The following is a 13,768-nucleotide window of genomic DNA, read 5'->3' on the forward strand; positions in this document are numbered from 1 at the left end:
GGCAATTCCTCGGAAATATGAGCGTGACGACCCGCTCCGACACTCGTATTGCTTTCTCAAAAGCTCATCCTATTTACTGACGAAAACGATTCAGTACCAGCATCGTCCTTGCCACGCATACCTCGTACGGGTGAAGTACGTGCCTGTTGACGCCGACGTACTCCACCAAGGCGGCCCATCGGTGGAATCCTTTCTGCCGTGATCAGGGAGCTGCCATTCGGGGAGCCCCATGACGCTGCAACCACCTCCCCCCGCCCCGCGTCTGCACCGCGCCGCATCCCGGCGGCGCCGTGCGCGCGGCCCGGGGACGGAATTGCGGAAAGAGTGGCTGGTAGAATTGAAGTTTTCTCGGTGTACAGCCCTGGTGGCCGCTGTAGGGTCGTTGGCGGCCGCCCTCACGGTCGGCGCCCCGGCGGCGACGTCCCAGGAGCCGCCGCCGGCCGCCGCGGACTCGTCCCGCTACGCCCACGCGGGCGAGCAGCGGGCCTTCCAGCACGAACAGCTCCCGCAGCGGGCCATGCCCGGCGGCAGGTCCAGGGGGGTCATCACCCCCATCGGCCACCAGGGCTTCCAGCTCCGGTACGACGGGTCGGACCGCGGACGCGTGCTGGCGCTCGAACGACGCCACCGTGAGCTGCGTCCGGCTTCCCTCACGTCCTGGCTGAACTCCCGTCCGCAGGCGGCGGTGCACCTGTCGCGCTGTCCGACCAGGGTGCCGCTGTCCGGCGCGGACGGCTTCTGCTGGCAGCGCGGGTCGGCGGACGACCTGGGCTGGGCGTACGTTCCGCAGGGGCTCACCGGGTCCGGTGAGGCCGAGCCGCGCTCGGGCCGCTGGCAGGGGCGCAGCATCGTCGCCGCGAGCTGGGCGTCCAGCTACGACCACCCCAGCGCCCCGCGCAACCCCGCGAACCGGCCCTGGCGCGGCGCCAAGCAGATCGACCACTTCATGAAGGTGTCCTTCACGGACGTCACCGACCGGGGACGGCCCCGGTACCGCAGTGCCCTGCTCGTGACCCCGCGGGGCCAGGGCGGGTTCACCGCTCTGAAGGGCCACGGCGACACCCTCTCCTGGTACGGCCCCTACCTCTTCCTGTACAGCAGCGAGCGGCTGCGCGTCTTCGACGTACGCCACCTGTGGGCCACCACCACGTCCTCCGGGCGCGTGGGAGTGCGCCGCGGCTCGGTGAGCGCCAACTGGCAGGCGGCGGCGCTGCCGCAGGTCGCGCAGTACTCCTTCGTCGGCCGTAACGGGTGCGGGAGCAGGACGGACGAGACGCCGTGCTTCAGCGGCGCCTCCATCGACCACGGTGCGTCGTTCGCGCCGTCGCTGGTGACCGTCGAGACCAGTTCGCCGACCTCCCGTGTGGTGCGCTGGCCGCTGAGCCCGTCGTCCCACCTGCTGCGCTCCGACGAGCGCGGGCTGGTACGGGCCAGTGCCGGGTACCGTGTTCCGCTGGCCGGACCGCAGGGCGTCGTCCAGCACGACGAACGGTTCTACTTCACCGCGATGTGCCCGGACGCCCGCCGGGTGTTCGGTGAGCCGTACTGCCTGTACCGGGGCGACTCGGGCGGTGCCGTGCGCGTGTGGAGCCGTACCCCGGCGGCCGCCGAGAACCTGTCGTACTGGCCCGCCACCGAACAGCTCTGGGTCTCCAACGAGTCCCCGTACCGCAAGTACGTGCGCCCCCGCCCCGAGCTGAACGGCCGTGTCGTCTACAACGTCCCGCTGTCGGACGACTGATCCCGTAAGGCTGATTTCGGACGTCTGATCCCGGACGGGCCCGTACCGGCCGACGTGCACGGCGGCCGGTACGGGCCCGCTGCCCTCCGCGCGCTCAGTTCTCCGCGCGGAGGGCATTCTCCTGCCCGCCGCCCCGGGCAGGGCGGGGCGGGCGGAGTTCGCCCGGTGTCCGGCCGAAGTGCTCACGGAAGACGCGGGTGAAGTGCGGCTGGCTGGCGAATCCCCAGCGGTGGGCGATGTCCGCGACCGTCAGCCGGGCCGACGCCGGGTCGGAGAGTTGCTGCCGGGCCCGTTCCAGGCGGCGTTCGAGGATGTGGCGGGACGGGCTCAGGCCGGCCCGCCGGAAGTCCCGGCTCAGTTGCCGCGTGGAGATGCCGAGCGCGGCCGCCACGTGGGCGGCGCACAGCCGGGGGTCGGCGAGGTGCCGGTCGATGTGGTCCCGGGCCAGCAGCAGCCGGGCGCCCCGGTCCGTGCCGTCCGGGCCGCCGCGTACGGCCAGGCAGTGCACCAGCTCCAGCACGCGGCGCTCGGCCGCCGCCGTGTCGCCGGGGTCCGGGCGGCCGAAGCGGGCGGACAGGACGGTTTCGAGGCGGCGCAGGAGCGGCGCCTCGGCCGCCGTACCGCTGCTGAAGACCAGCGGCGTGGGCACCCCGCCGGGCAGGCACCGCTCGGTGAACACCTCGCGGGGGACGTCCACCAGCAGTTGGCGCATCGCGGTGGGAAATCCGAGCAGGTACGAGCGGCGGGTGTCGTAGAGGACCAGGTCGCCCGTGCCGAGGGTGAAGCAGCCGCCGCTGTGCAGGAAGACCGCCTGGCCGGAGACGAGCAGCGAGGCGAAGACCGAGTCCTTGGGGGACGTCCGGCAGGTCTGGGGGCTGCGTTCGACGACGTGCTCGTTGCCGGCGATGTCGGCGATGTCGGCGAGCCGCAGACTGCCGAGCCCGGTGTCGGTCTGGGTGGCCGGCAGGCCGTCCTCGGAGTGCGGGGAGCAGCGCAGGCCGACCAGGGCCTGACGGTTGTAGTCCTCCCACAGGTCCACCCGGTCCGCCGGGGCGACGGACCGGGTGGACATACGGGAGTAGCCGGGGGCGGGATGTCCGGGCAACTCCGCCTCCTTGCCGTGAGCGAGCGTCCGGTGGCGCGACCCCGGGGGGCCGGGCCGGGAGGCGCAGCCTACTCCGGGACGCCGCGCCCGGACACGGGCCGGGAAGGGCGGCGCCCGCTCAGCGGAACAGGCCGTCGACGTAGTCGGCGCCGAGGCCCACCCGCTCGTAGTGGGCGCGGCACATGGCGATGTAGTCGTGCACGTCGAAGTAGCCGGTGGGCCCGCCGTCCTCGTCGAGCCAGATGAGCGGCCCCTTGACGATGAACAGGGTCTTCATGGGCGCGTCGCTCGCGTACGCGACCAGGGTGTGGCCCTCGCCCGGCGCCTCGTACACGAAGTCCCCGGCCGTCGCGGTCCAGGGCCGCTCCAGGTAACCCCACGTGCCGGAGAGGGTGTAGGCGAACACCTCGTGCGGGTGGTAGTGCCGGTTGACCAGCCCCGCTTCCCTGGCGTACAGGATGTCGGACCAGGTGTTGTCCTTGACGTTGATCCACAGCGGGCGGGAGCCGACGGTCTCGGTGAAGGGGGCGTAGTACCGGTCGTCGTCGGTGGCGGCGCCCTGGATGTACACCTCGGGCAGGGCGTCCGGCTTGAAGGAGTCCTTGATCGGCTGGAGGTTCTTCCATAACTCGTCGCCTGGCTGCTCGGGCATGGCGTGCTCCGCATTCCGTCCGGTCGGGTGGGTGGCCGGAAGTCAACCCGGCCACGGCCGCCCTGTCTTCCCCGGGACGGACACCGCGCTTGCCTGTTGCCGCCGTCGCCGCCGCCCGCCGTCGTGGCCGGTGGCGGTGAGGCTGAAGGGCGGACCTGTCACAGCGAACGGGTGGTTGTGGGGCCTTCACACGCCTTCTGCGGGCAGACGCTTACGGAGGGGGCACGGAAGGCTTGCGACGACGATGGGTTTGGCATGAGCGAATACGAGCGTTCCCGTACGATGCCCGCGCTGCCTGAGCATGTGTTCGATCAGGCGAGTGTCGTGGGACAACTCGACAGCTGGCTGCCGCAGGGACTGCACGTGGAGGCGGCGGACCTGCCGGCCGTGACGGTGCACGAGGACCGTACGGGCGAGGACGAGGCCGGTCTCTTCCGCGCCGAGCGGGAGCAGATGCGGCTGGAGTGGGGCACCAGGGACAGCGGCAGCTACGCCGGCTGGCTCCAGGTCGCCGGCATCGGCAGCGGCGCCAGCGAGGTGACGGTCCACCTGTCTTTCTTCGACGAGCAGCACGACCCCGGCGCCGACGCGGTGACCGACGAGCTGGACCGCAGTCTGGAGCGCCTGGACGAGCTGGTACGGCTGCGCATGGACGGTGGCGCCGCCGGCTGACGGAGGTGGGCGTACGGGCGGGGACTCCGCGTCCACGGGCGGACACGGTGCCGTACGGACGACCGCCCGCGGCGGCCGTGGCCGCGCCCCCGTACGCGGCCCGTCCTCAGCGCTTCAGCCGGAAGGTCTCCCCCCGGTGCGCGCCGGTGGCGCAGGACGCCTTCCCGGACGCCGTCATCTTGCGGGTCTTGACCACCACCGCGTTGCTGACGCCGTCCGTACCGTTGGCGGCCGGGCCGGTGACGGTGTCGGGGACGAACCAGTAGTAGTGCCCCCACTTGGGGCTGTCGTAGTGGGTCTGCCAGGTGCCCGAGACGGTCTGCATCACCTGGGCGCGCGAGATCCAGCCCACCTCGCCGGGCTGCACCGTCATGTTCAGCGAGCTGTTCTCGGTGTGCGAGCTGGACCAGGTGTGGCTGTACGTCGCGGTGACGCCGAGGTCGATGATGCCCGCGAGCTTGCCGCCCGCGGTGACGGAGACACCGGCCGAGTCGCTGGAGCCCACCGTGTCCGACCAGCCCATCGACTGGGTGGCGGGGGACGTGGTGCAGTTGTGGAGCGAGCTGGAGACCTGCCGGAAGTCGCCCAGGTACGCCGTGCCGAGTACCGGCTCGTTGAAGGTGCACTTGCCTTCGCCGGAAGCGCAGTCGGCTATCAGTTGCCTGCGGTCCGGGCCGTCGGCCGCCGCTGCGGGCACGGTCACCGCCGCGACCAGGCCCGCGGCCGTCGCCGCGAGCACCAGCGCACGCCCTCCGTACCGCACGGTGCGGTTCCTCGCCATGTCTCTGCCCCTGCTTCTCGCCCTGCCTCGTGAACGCGGTCGGCCGTTGACCCGTCAACAGGCCAACGGCCGCCGCCTGTTGCCTGAGAGGCTGGTGTAAACAGAGTCCCCATAACACCAAGTGACAGTAAAGTTATAGTTGATCCAGAAACGTCCCTATTGGTCTGGATCAATGGCGTCACCGGCCGGTCCGTCACCGACCGGGACCTCCGTCGCCTCCGACCGGGACCTCGGACGCAGTCCCGACGGCCGATCACACGGCCGGGCGCGCCCGCTATCGTCCACCACGGGCCGCCGACCAGCGGCGGACCGCACCGCAAGAACCCCTTCATTCTCCAGGAGACGGACGATTCCCATGCGCGTCATCGCCTTCGACCACCTCGTCCTCAACGTCGCGGACGCCGAGCGCGCCCTCGGCTTCTACTGCGGCCCGCTGGGCCTGGAACCGGTACGCGTCGAGGAGTGGCGCGCGGGCGAGGTCCCGTTCCCCTCCGCCCGCGTGAGCCCGACGACCATCATCGACCTCGTCGAAGGGGATCGCGGCGAGTCCAACGTCGACCACATCTGCCTGGTCGTCGAGCCGCTGGACTGGCAGCAGGTCATCGACTCGGGCGTCTTCACGGTCGTGGACGGCCCCGGCCGGCGGTACGGCGCCCGGGGCGACGCGCAGTCCGTGTACGTCCTGGACCCGGACGGCAACACGGTCGAGCTGCGCTGGTACCCGCAGGACGCCGAGGCGTAACGGCGATGGCGGTCAAGACGGGCCCGGCCGTCCGCGACGCGGCGTGGTGGGCCGTGCTGTCGGTGGCCGCCGTGCTGGACCACCGGGACCACCCGCGGGCCCGGTCGCCGTGGGACTGGTGCTGCCGCCGCTCGTCCTGGCCGCGGTGGTGGCGGGCGGCCGCAGGTGGCCAGGGGCAGCCGTGGTCGTCGCCGACGGGCTGTGCGCGCTGGGCCTGACCAGTTTCCGTCACCCCGGGGAACGGCTGTCTGCCGGCGCTGGCCGTGACGGCGTACCTGCTCGGAGTCCGGTCGGACCGTACGGGCCGGGCCCTGCTGGTGTTCGGCGGGTGCCTGGCGGCCGACCTCCTGCTGTGTGCCGCGCTGCGGGCCGACCCCGTGTGGTGGTTCTACACGCTGACCATGCTCCCCGCGGCCATGCGGGACTGGTCGTCCGCGGCCGCTGAGTTCCGCCGAAACGTCCCGGACATGTTCCGGGAAAATGGGCCGGGCGGTGGTCCGGCGGGAATTCCGCCGAGCCACCGCCCGGAACTCTGATCTGTACGCGCATATCCGCGTGCGTCTTTCAGAGGGTCGCGCAGAAGACTGCGCGGGGGCACCAAGGGTCACATCAGGGCGCTGCGCCCAAGAGGCAGGTCACACCGGGAATGTCACCGCTTGAAGGCGTCCTTGGCCTTCTCGCCCGCCTCGCGTACGTCGCCCTTGGCGCGTTCCGCGCGGCCCTCCGCCGTCATGCGTTCGTTGCCGACCGCACGGCCGACGTTCTCCTTCACCGCGCCCTTGGCGCGCTCGGCCTTCGTGGAAGCCTTCTTGTCGGCGGTCATGGTCGCGCTCCTTTTCGGTCGAGCCGTTTCCTTGACAGTCAGTCGCGTGCCCGTGGACCCGGCCGGTAAACAGAGCGATTTCGTACGGGCGGAAATCCCCGTGCCGACAAAGGGGGGCGGGATTCGGCCGGTCCGCGCCCGGGCACCCGCGCCACGCCGGCACCGCCACGTCCGCCGTACGGCCGGCCCGGGGCGCGCCAGCGGTCGGCGTAATGAGTCCGGACGCGCGGAAAGCAGGGGTGTACTCGAACGATGAACTGGTATCCGATGCGGCTGACCACACCGGTCAAGCAGCATGTCTTCGGCGGCCGGGCCGTTCCCGAACGGCTCGGCCGGACCGGGCTGCCCGACGGGCCGGTGGCGGAGACGTGGGAGGTCAGTGATGTCGAGGGGGAGCACTCCCACGTCCTGAACGGGACGCTGGCCGGTCACACCCTGCGGGAGCTGGCCCTGAGCCACCCCGACGAACTGGTCGGGCCTGGCTGGCGCGGCCCCCGGTTCCCGCTGCTGACGAAGTTCATCGACGCGCGCCGGCCCCTGCCGGTCCATCTGCACCCCGACGACACGGCGGCCCGTGAGCGGGAGGGCGAACCCAACGGCAAGACGGAGGCCTGGCACATCCTGTACGCGCCGCCCGGCAGTACGGCGCTGGCCGGCGTACGGCCGGGCGTGGACCACGAGCGGCTGCGTCGGGCGCTGCTCGACCAGGACTTCGACGCCGTCCTGCGGCGCCTGCCCGTACGCGCGGGCCAGACCTTGTACGTCCCGGGCGGCACGCCGCACAGCTTCGGCCCCGACACCCTCGTCTACGAGATCGAGCAGACCTCCGACCTGCAACAGCATGCGATGCGCCACCGGATGGAGGACGGCGCGCCGATCGACGACGCGCAGTGGCGGGCCAACGTCGAGGCGCTGCTGTGCGAGTGGAAGCCGGAGCACCGTCCGGACTTCCACGGCGGGCTGCGGCTGCCGACGGAGGGCGGGGTGGAGCGCCGGATGCTGTGTGCCGGGCCGTATTTCGCGCTGGAGAACTGGCGGGTACGGGCGCCGGGGGACGCCGTGCCGGCGTTCGACTCGTGCGTGGTGCTCAGCAACATCGGCGCCGCGACGGAGGTGACGTGCGGTGCGGTACGGGAGACCCTCGGCCCGGCCGAGACGCTGCTGCTGCCCGCCGCGACGGTCTCCGGCGTCCGTGTCCACGGCCCCGCCGACGTGCTCCTCGGCTACCTCCCCGACCTGGAACGCGACGTCCGGGCCCCGCTCCGCGCCGCGGGCCACGCCCCCGAGGTGATCGCCACCCTGGGCGAGGGGCTCGGCGCGACCGGGTGAACCGTCCCGTCAGCGCTTACTACAAATAGGTAAAAAACGCCCGTATATGCATGTTTTTCTAGGACTTCGGTGTACATCAACTAGGCCCACCCTTCGTTCGGGAGCACGGGCAGCAGTTGACCGAAGGATTGGATGAATGAACAAAAAGCTTCAGCCGGCCCAGACCCCGCCGGCTCCGGACCTGTCGGGCCGTGCTCACCGCAGCTCCGGAGATCCGGGGACCCGGCGGCCCGGCCCGGCCGGCAGCGGTCCGCGCCTCGCCGGGCACACACCCGAGTCGGCCCTCGGAGCGGAGACGCGCCCTTCCGATGCGTACTGAGACGCTTCCGGTCGAGTCCGAGTTCTTCGCCCCCCGCGCCGCCATCGACGACCTGCTGTCCTCGTTCCTGACGGAGAGGGCGCAGACCTCCGCGGTACCCGGTCAGTCGGCGCTCGTCCTCCTGCTGCGCGACTTCATCGACGGAGGCAAGCGGGTCCGCCCGCTGCTGTGCGTGGCCGGATGGCGCGCCGCGGGCGGCGAGGGAGACCCCGCGCAGGCCGTCAGACTGGCCGCCTCCATCGAGTTGGCACACGCCTGCGCCCTCGTGCACGACGACATCATGGACGCGGCCGAGAGCCGGCGCGGACGCCCCTCGGTCCACCGGCTGCTGGCCGACCGGCATCCCCTGCCGGAGATGGCGGACCGTTTCGGCACCAGCGGCGCCATTCTGGTGGGCGACCTCGCCCTCGTCTGGTCCGACGAACTGCTGCACACCACGCCCATGCCCGACGCCCACCGCGTCGCCGTACTGCGCGTCGTCGACCTCGCGCGCGCCGAACTGATCGCCGGTCAGCACCTGGACCTGCTGACCACCGGCGATCTCGACGTGAGCATGGAGACGGCGCTGACCGTCGTCCGCTACAAGACGGCCAAGTACACCATCGAACGGCCCTTGCAGGTCGGCGCTGCCCTGGCCGGCGCGGACGAGCAGGTCCTGGACGCCTGCAGCGCCTACGGTGTGCCCCTCGGCGAGGCGTTCCAGCTCCGGGACGACGTGCTCGGGGTGTTCGGCGACCCGGACCGGATGGGCAAGTCGCACCTGGACGACCTGCGTGAGGGCAAGTGCACCAGCCTCGTCGTCCGCGCGCTGCGGGCCGCCGCTCCCGCGCAGGCCGACCGGCTGCGCGCGCTGATCGGCGACCCGGAGCTGGACGAGCCGGGCGCCGCGGAGGTCCGCGACATCCTCACGAGCACCGGGGCCCGGGCCGACGTCGAGCGGATGATCGAGGAACGATACCGGCAGGCGCTGGACGTCCTGGACGTGGCGCCCTTCACGCACAGCGCGGTGCGCACGCTCAGGGCCGTCGCGGAGGCGGCCGTCCACCGCACGGCATGAGTGCGGCGGCCGCGTCCGCCGACGGCACCGCGCGCCGAGCGGACCGGGAACCGCCGCCCGACCAGTACGGAGCCGCCCCATGACGACCCCGACGACGAGCGCGTCCACGACGGTGGTGCAGACCGTCTGGCGGGAGATCCGCCTGAGCTGGCTGTTCATCCGCGTCGACCGCTGGACCACGGTCTTCCCCGGTACCTGCTTCGTCGTGGCCGCCACCGTCCACGCGCGGCTGCCCCTGGGCGAGGCCGCGGCCGTCACGGCCCTGGGAGCGGTGTACTTCTGGCTGTTCATCTACGAGCACACCCTGGCCAACCAACTGGTCGGCGTCGAGGAGGACCGCCTCAACAAACCCTTCCGGCCGCTGATCACCGGGGAGAGCACCGTCCGGGGCGCCCGGCTGCGCCTGATCGCCGTCCGGATCACCTTCCCCGTGTACGGCTACTGCCTGGGCGTGCTGAAGTGGGCGCTGATGTGGCAGATCCTCTCCCTGCTCCAGCACGAGTACGGTTGGGGCCGCCACTGGCTGGGCAGGAACCTGTACGCCGGGATCGGGGTCATCGCCCAGCTGATGGCCGCGTGGGAGATCGTCACCACGCTCACACCGGACGCGTGGCGCTGGATCGTGACGCTGACGATCACGGTGACCTTCCTGATGTCCGTCCAGGACCTGCGGGACCTGCACGGCGACCGCGCGGTCCGCCGCTCCACCATGCCGCTGGTCTTCGGCGAACTGCCCACCCGGATCTTCCTGTGCGCCGGTTTCGCCGTCGGCCCCGTGTTCATCCACCACTTCCTGATGGCGCCCGCCGGGCCGCACTGGTGGACCGTCGCCACCGACGTGTTCCTGTGCGGCCTGAGCCTGCTGCTGGCGGTCCGGGTGCTGTTCCTGCGGGGCCCGGAGCACGACCAGCGCAGCTACCGCCTGGTGGAGCAGTGGTACACCTTCGCCCTCGCCGCATCCATCTACACACTTCGCTGACGAAAGGGCCCATGTGCCGTCAGAGGTCACGCAACGGCAGTCACGGCTGCGTATCGAGGGCGTCTGGAAGGCGTACGGCCGCAGGCAGGTGCTGCGCGGCGCCGACCTCGACGTACCGCCCGGGGCGCTGGTCGGTGTGGTCGGCGAGAACGGCACGGGCAAGAGCACGCTGCTGCGCATCGCGGTGGGAGAGCTGACGCCCGACCGGGGCACGGTGGTACGCGCCGGGGCGGTGGGGTACTGCCCGCAGCAGGCCGTGCTGAACGAGTCGTTCACCGTCCTGCAGCATCTGCGGCTGTTCCAGGTGGCCTACCGGCTGTCCTCCCTGGCGCGGGCCCACGAGCTGATGGACGTACTGGGGTTCGCCGACTGCGGGCGCCGGCGGACCGGGGAGCTCAGCGGAGGGACCCGGCAGAAGCTGAACCTGCTGATCGCCCTGATGCACGACCCGCAACTGCTGGTGCTGGACGAGCCGTACCAGGGCTTCGACTGGGACACCCACCAGCGCTTCTGGGCGCTGGCGGCCCGCTTGCGCGACGCGGGCCGCTCGATCGTCGTGGTCTCGCACCTGCTGCACGACCTGCACCACTTCGACGCGGTCGGCCACCTGCGCGACGGCCGCCTGGAGACCGAGGAGACCGTCCGATGAGGCCGTACCCGGCGGCGTTCGCCGAGATGCTGCACTGCACGCTCCTCGGCCAGTTGCGCAACCGTATGGCACTGCTCCTGGCGGTCGCCTTCATTCCCGCGTGGATCGCCGTGGCCCGCCTGTGCGCTTCGGACCGGGAGGTGCGTTTCCCCCTGGACTCCCTCGGCATCCGAGCCGTCTCGCAGGCGAGCCACGTCAGTCAGGTCGTCAACGCGCTCGCCGCCGTCACCCTGGTCACCGGTTTCGTGACGTTCATGGAGACGTTCAAGGCCGGGGAGATGGACCGCCGGCTGCTGCTGGCCGGCTACCCCCGCGTCCCGATGCTGCTGGCGAAGGTCACCGCCGTCGCCCTCATCGCCGCTCTCCTGGCCCTGTACACCGTGGCCGTGCTGGGGGCCTCGGTGCCCGTACGGCAGTGGGGCCCGCTGGCTCTCGGCCTCTTCGGCGCCGGCCTCGCGTACGGCGGCATCGGTCTGCTGCTGGGGTCGCTGGTCCGTGGTGAGCTGGAAGGCTTCTTCCTCGTCATCATGCTCAGCCTGGTCGACACCGGCCTGCAGAACCCGGTCTTCACCGTGGTCGACCTGTCCGGTCTCGAAGTGCTGCCCCTGTACGGCGCGAACCAGCTCACGCTGGCCGCCGCGTTCACCTCCGGCACCCCTTGGCTCCACAGCCTCCTCTCGCTCGCCTGGGCCGCCGCGACCAGCGCTTCGGCCCTGCTCGTCTTCCACGTCCGCACCCGCTCCCACTGTTCGGTGGGCGCCGCGGCCACCGGGGTTCCCGCACCGGTGACCGCGGCCGGCCCGCCGGAGGCCGTCGTACGGGCCGCCTGCCGGCGGCCCCGCTAGCGGGAGTCCCCGGGGCCCGTACTGTGCCGCCGGGCGTAGCGGCCCAGGGCCATGAGGGGGAAGACAAGCCGGTAGCCTTCGTACCGGCAGGCCACTCCCCCGGGCATGAGGGTGCCGGTGAACTGCGGTTCCTCCCAGGTTCCGGCGTCCGTCTGCCGCTCGGTCAGCCAGCACACCCCGGACCGTACAGCGGCGCTGTCGCGTTCTCCGGCGGCGAGCAGTCCGAGCAGCGCCCAGGCGGTCTGCGAGGCGGTGGACACGCCACGGCCGACGCACGCCGGATCGGTGTACGACTCCCAGTCCTCGCCCCAGCCGCCGTCCTCGTTCTGCACGGACGACAGCCAGGCGACCGCACGCCGCACGGCCGGGTGGCCCTCGGGAACCCCGGCGGCCACGAGAGCCGGCAGGACGCAGCCGGTGCCGTAGACGTGGTTCACCCCGAAGCGCCCGAACCACGCGCCGTGGTCCTCCTGCTGCGCGAGCAGCCAGCGCACGGCCCGCCGGGTGCGGGGGTCGCGCCGCATGCCGAGGGCCGCCAGCATCTCGACCATGTGGGCGGTGACGTCGGCCACGGGCGCGTCCGCGCAGTACGCGCCGTAGTCGAAGAAGGGGAGTTTGCCGGGCAGGGTGCTGGTGTTGTCGGCGTCGAAGGCGCCCCACCCGCCGTTCGCGCTCTGCAGACCGAGACTCCAGCGCACCGCCCTGCGCACCGCGGCGTCGACACGCGCCGGGTCCGGATGGCGGATACGGCGCAGCGCGAGGACCGCCTCGGAGGTGTCGTCGGTGTCCGGATAGTTCTGGTTCTCGAACTCGAAGGCCCAGCCCCCGGGAGCGAGGCGGGGCCGCCGTACGGCCCAGTCGCCGGGCCGGTCGGTCTGCCGGGTGAGCAGCCAGTCGGCGGCCCCGGTCAGCGCGGGGTGGTCGGCGGCCAGGCCGGCGTCGAGGAGCGCGTTGGCCGACAGGCAGGTGTCCCAGACCGGGCTCTGCACGGTCTCCAGTCTCCGTACGCCGTCCTCGGGCCAGCAGGCGCAGTCCTCCAGAAAGCCGAGGGCGGCCTTGAGGACCGGGTGGTCCGGCCGGTAGCCGTGCAGGTGCACGGCGAGAACCACCCACGTGGTGATGGGGGTGCACGCCCCCCAGCTCCCGTCCGCCTCCTGCCGGTCGATGAGCCAGCGGGCACAGGCGTTCGTCGCGGTCCGGCGCACCGGGCCGGGCGCGACGCTGCGATACGCGCGCAACGCGGTGTTCACGCGCTGGAAGACGCCCGCCCAGCTCGTGATCGGCGCCGGTCCGTGGGCGGAAGCGTCGGAGCCGTCGGACACGACGAAGAGTTCGTCGATGGCGAAGGAAGCAGGCCGCACGGGCCGGTACGCGCTGATGACGCCGAGGGACACCAGCGCCTGGCGCATCGCGTAGCCGAAGGAATAGATGTTCATGGGCGCCCACTTGGGCAGCGCGATGATCTCCGGCGGGATCTCGGGCAGGTCGTCCCAGCTCCACAGGCCGAGCATGGCGAGCCAGATGCGTGGTTCCAGCGGAGCGGCCGCGGCGCCGCCCTGCTCGCGGACCCACGCCGCGCACCGGGACATGTGCTCCGCGTCCGGGGGGTGCCCGGCGAGCCGGAGCGCCACATACGCCTGGACGGTGGTCCCGAGGTGGCCCGCGCCGTCGAAGACGAGGGGCCAGGAGCCGTCCGCGCTCTGCTGCGAGCGGATCCACCGGCCGCTCGCGGCGGCCACCCGCTCGTCGAGGATGCCCAGCACGTGCCGTAGGAACAGGTCGTGGGCGTCATAGCTCACGTCCGTGCTGAAGTCCTCCTTCCACCAGCCCTCGGCGTGCTGCCGGGCCAGCAGGTGGTCGGTGGCCCGCAGCACCGCGCGCCGAGCCGCTTCCTCCGTCCCGTCGGACGGGGGGCAGGCGAAACGGAGGCCCGCCCCCTCCGCCGGGAGCGGGCCCTTCTCCCGTGGCGCGTCGTCGGCTGTCGTCGTCATGGAACTCCTGCACCTCGCTGGTGGCACGGACACCAGGAAGCTGCCCGCATCTCCCGCACGGGCGCACCCGACGCGCGGGATAT

15 protein-coding genes are annotated in these 13,768 nt (G+C 71.8%); 10 read left to right on the forward strand and 5 right to left on the reverse strand.

The features are described 5' to 3' along the window. Positions 1-364: 364 nt before the first annotated feature. Positions 365-1,741 (forward strand): hypothetical protein, encoded by a 1,377-nt coding sequence (locus ACZ4QV_RS20965; protein ID WP_361150497.1) that lies wholly within the window; start codon positions 365-367, stop codon positions 1,739-1,741. Between the two features lie 94 nt (positions 1,742-1,835). On the opposite strand, the gene ACZ4QV_RS20970 is transcribed toward ACZ4QV_RS20965, so the two are convergent. Both ACZ4QV_RS20970 and ACZ4QV_RS20975 read right to left on the reverse strand, forming a co-directional pair. Further along, positions 1,836-2,846, reverse strand: coding sequence for a helix-turn-helix domain-containing protein (locus ACZ4QV_RS20970; protein ID WP_467763230.1), 1,011 nt, complete (start codon positions 2,844-2,846; stop codon positions 1,836-1,838). 118 nt (positions 2,847-2,964) lie between these two features. Continuing rightward, a complete protein-coding gene (locus ACZ4QV_RS20975; protein WP_361150492.1) occupies positions 2,965-3,498 on the reverse strand; it encodes a 2,4'-dihydroxyacetophenone dioxygenase family protein in 534 nt (177 codons plus the stop codon). A 255-nt stretch (positions 3,499-3,753) separates the two neighbouring features. On the opposite strand from ACZ4QV_RS20975, the gene ACZ4QV_RS20980 reads away from it, so the two are divergent. Beyond that, complete coding sequence (locus ACZ4QV_RS20980; protein WP_361150489.1) at positions 3,754-4,170, forward strand: SRPBCC family protein; 417 nt, start codon at positions 3,754-3,756, stop codon at positions 4,168-4,170. Positions 4,171-4,276: 106 nt separating this feature from the next. On the opposite strand, the gene ACZ4QV_RS20985 is transcribed toward ACZ4QV_RS20980, so the two are convergent. After that, a complete protein-coding gene (locus tag ACZ4QV_RS20985; protein WP_467763231.1) occupies positions 4,277-4,951 on the reverse strand; it encodes a hypothetical protein in 675 nt (224 codons plus the stop codon). Positions 4,952-5,306: 355 nt separating this feature from the next. On the opposite strand from ACZ4QV_RS20985, the gene ACZ4QV_RS20990 reads away from it, so the two are divergent. Genes ACZ4QV_RS20990 through ACZ4QV_RS21000 form a run of 3 tightly spaced genes read left to right on the forward strand, consistent with a single transcriptional unit; the run spans position 5,307 to position 6,229 of the window. Next, positions 5,307-5,693, forward strand: coding sequence for a VOC family protein (locus tag ACZ4QV_RS20990; protein ID WP_361150483.1), 387 nt, complete (start codon positions 5,307-5,309; stop codon positions 5,691-5,693). A gap of 5 nt (positions 5,694-5,698) precedes the next feature. After that, on the forward strand, positions 5,699-5,911 hold the full coding sequence (locus tag ACZ4QV_RS20995; RefSeq protein WP_361883602.1) for a hypothetical protein: 213 nt from the start codon (positions 5,699-5,701) through the stop codon (positions 5,909-5,911). A gap of 45 nt (positions 5,912-5,956) precedes the next feature. Then, complete coding sequence (locus ACZ4QV_RS21000) at positions 5,957-6,229, forward strand: hypothetical protein (protein ID WP_467763232.1); 273 nt, start codon at positions 5,957-5,959, stop codon at positions 6,227-6,229. Between the two features lie 113 nt (positions 6,230-6,342). Here ACZ4QV_RS21000 and ACZ4QV_RS21005 read toward each other — a convergent pair whose 3' ends face one another. Continuing rightward, complete coding sequence (locus ACZ4QV_RS21005; RefSeq protein ID WP_361150475.1) at positions 6,343-6,516, reverse strand: CsbD family protein; 174 nt, start codon at positions 6,514-6,516, stop codon at positions 6,343-6,345. A gap of 252 nt (positions 6,517-6,768) precedes the next feature. Here ACZ4QV_RS21005 and ACZ4QV_RS21010 point away from each other — a divergent pair, with 252 nt between their 5' ends. The 5 genes from ACZ4QV_RS21010 (at position 6,769) to ACZ4QV_RS21030 (ending at position 11,694) form a co-directional block, all read left to right on the forward strand. Beyond that, entirely contained in the window at positions 6,769-7,845 is a 1,077-nt protein-coding gene (locus ACZ4QV_RS21010) for a type I phosphomannose isomerase catalytic subunit (protein WP_361615705.1), read from the forward strand. Positions 7,846-8,153: 308 nt separating this feature from the next. Further along, positions 8,154-9,221 carry a polyprenyl synthetase family protein gene (locus ACZ4QV_RS21015; protein ID WP_361150470.1) on the forward strand — a complete coding sequence of 356 codons (1,068 nt, stop codon included), beginning with the start codon at positions 8,154-8,156 and terminating at the stop codon, positions 9,219-9,221. 79 nt (positions 9,222-9,300) lie between these two features. Beyond that, the gene (locus tag ACZ4QV_RS21020) at positions 9,301-10,200 is read left to right on the forward strand and encodes a UbiA family prenyltransferase (RefSeq protein WP_361588806.1); all 900 of its coding nucleotides are present in this window, start codon (positions 9,301-9,303) and stop codon (positions 10,198-10,200) included. A gap of 13 nt (positions 10,201-10,213) precedes the next feature. Next, positions 10,214-10,849, forward strand: coding sequence for an ABC transporter ATP-binding protein (locus ACZ4QV_RS21025; protein WP_361150465.1), 636 nt, complete (start codon positions 10,214-10,216; stop codon positions 10,847-10,849). Further along, the gene (locus ACZ4QV_RS21030) at positions 10,846-11,694 is read left to right on the forward strand and encodes a hypothetical protein (RefSeq protein ID WP_361639945.1); all 849 of its coding nucleotides are present in this window, start codon (positions 10,846-10,848) and stop codon (positions 11,692-11,694) included. The genes ACZ4QV_RS21025 and ACZ4QV_RS21030 overlap by 4 nt, the downstream gene beginning before the upstream one ends. Here the strand turns inward: ACZ4QV_RS21030 and shc are convergent. Continuing rightward, positions 11,691-13,685 (reverse strand): squalene--hopene cyclase, encoded by a 1,995-nt coding sequence (shc, locus tag ACZ4QV_RS21035; protein ID WP_361150461.1) that lies wholly within the window; start codon positions 13,683-13,685, stop codon positions 11,691-11,693. The two genes, ACZ4QV_RS21030 and shc, sit on opposite strands and share 4 nt — an antisense overlap. Positions 13,686-13,768 lie beyond the last annotated feature (83 nt).

Source organism: Streptomyces sp. NPDC026394 (assembly GCF_055567735.1).

Coding starts and splice junctions, on each gene's coding strand:
- ACZ4QV_RS20975 (WP_361150492.1), bottom strand. CDS start 3,498: ATGCCCGAGCAGCCAGGCGACGAGTTATGGAAGAACCTCCAGCCGATC.
- ACZ4QV_RS20980 (WP_361150489.1), top strand. CDS start 3,754: ATGAGCGAATACGAGCGTTCCCGTACGATGCCCGCGCTGCCTGAGCAT.
- ACZ4QV_RS20985 (WP_467763231.1), bottom strand. CDS start 4,951: ATGGCGAGGAACCGCACCGTGCGGTACGGAGGGCGTGCGCTGGTGCTC.
- ACZ4QV_RS20990 (WP_361150483.1), top strand. CDS start 5,307: ATGCGCGTCATCGCCTTCGACCACCTCGTCCTCAACGTCGCGGACGCC.
- ACZ4QV_RS20995 (WP_361883602.1), top strand. CDS start 5,699: ATGGCGGTCAAGACGGGCCCGGCCGTCCGCGACGCGGCGTGGTGGGCC.
- ACZ4QV_RS21005 (WP_361150475.1), bottom strand. CDS start 6,516: ATGACCGCCGACAAGAAGGCTTCCACGAAGGCCGAGCGCGCCAAGGGC.
- ACZ4QV_RS21010 (WP_361615705.1), top strand. CDS start 6,769: ATGAACTGGTATCCGATGCGGCTGACCACACCGGTCAAGCAGCATGTC.
- ACZ4QV_RS21015 (WP_361150470.1), top strand. CDS start 8,154: ATGCGTACTGAGACGCTTCCGGTCGAGTCCGAGTTCTTCGCCCCCCGC.
- ACZ4QV_RS21020 (WP_361588806.1), top strand. CDS start 9,301: ATGACGACCCCGACGACGAGCGCGTCCACGACGGTGGTGCAGACCGTC.
- ACZ4QV_RS21030 (WP_361639945.1), top strand. CDS start 10,846: ATGAGGCCGTACCCGGCGGCGTTCGCCGAGATGCTGCACTGCACGCTC.
- shc (WP_361150461.1), bottom strand. CDS start 13,685: ATGACGACGACAGCCGACGACGCGCCACGGGAGAAGGGCCCGCTCCCG.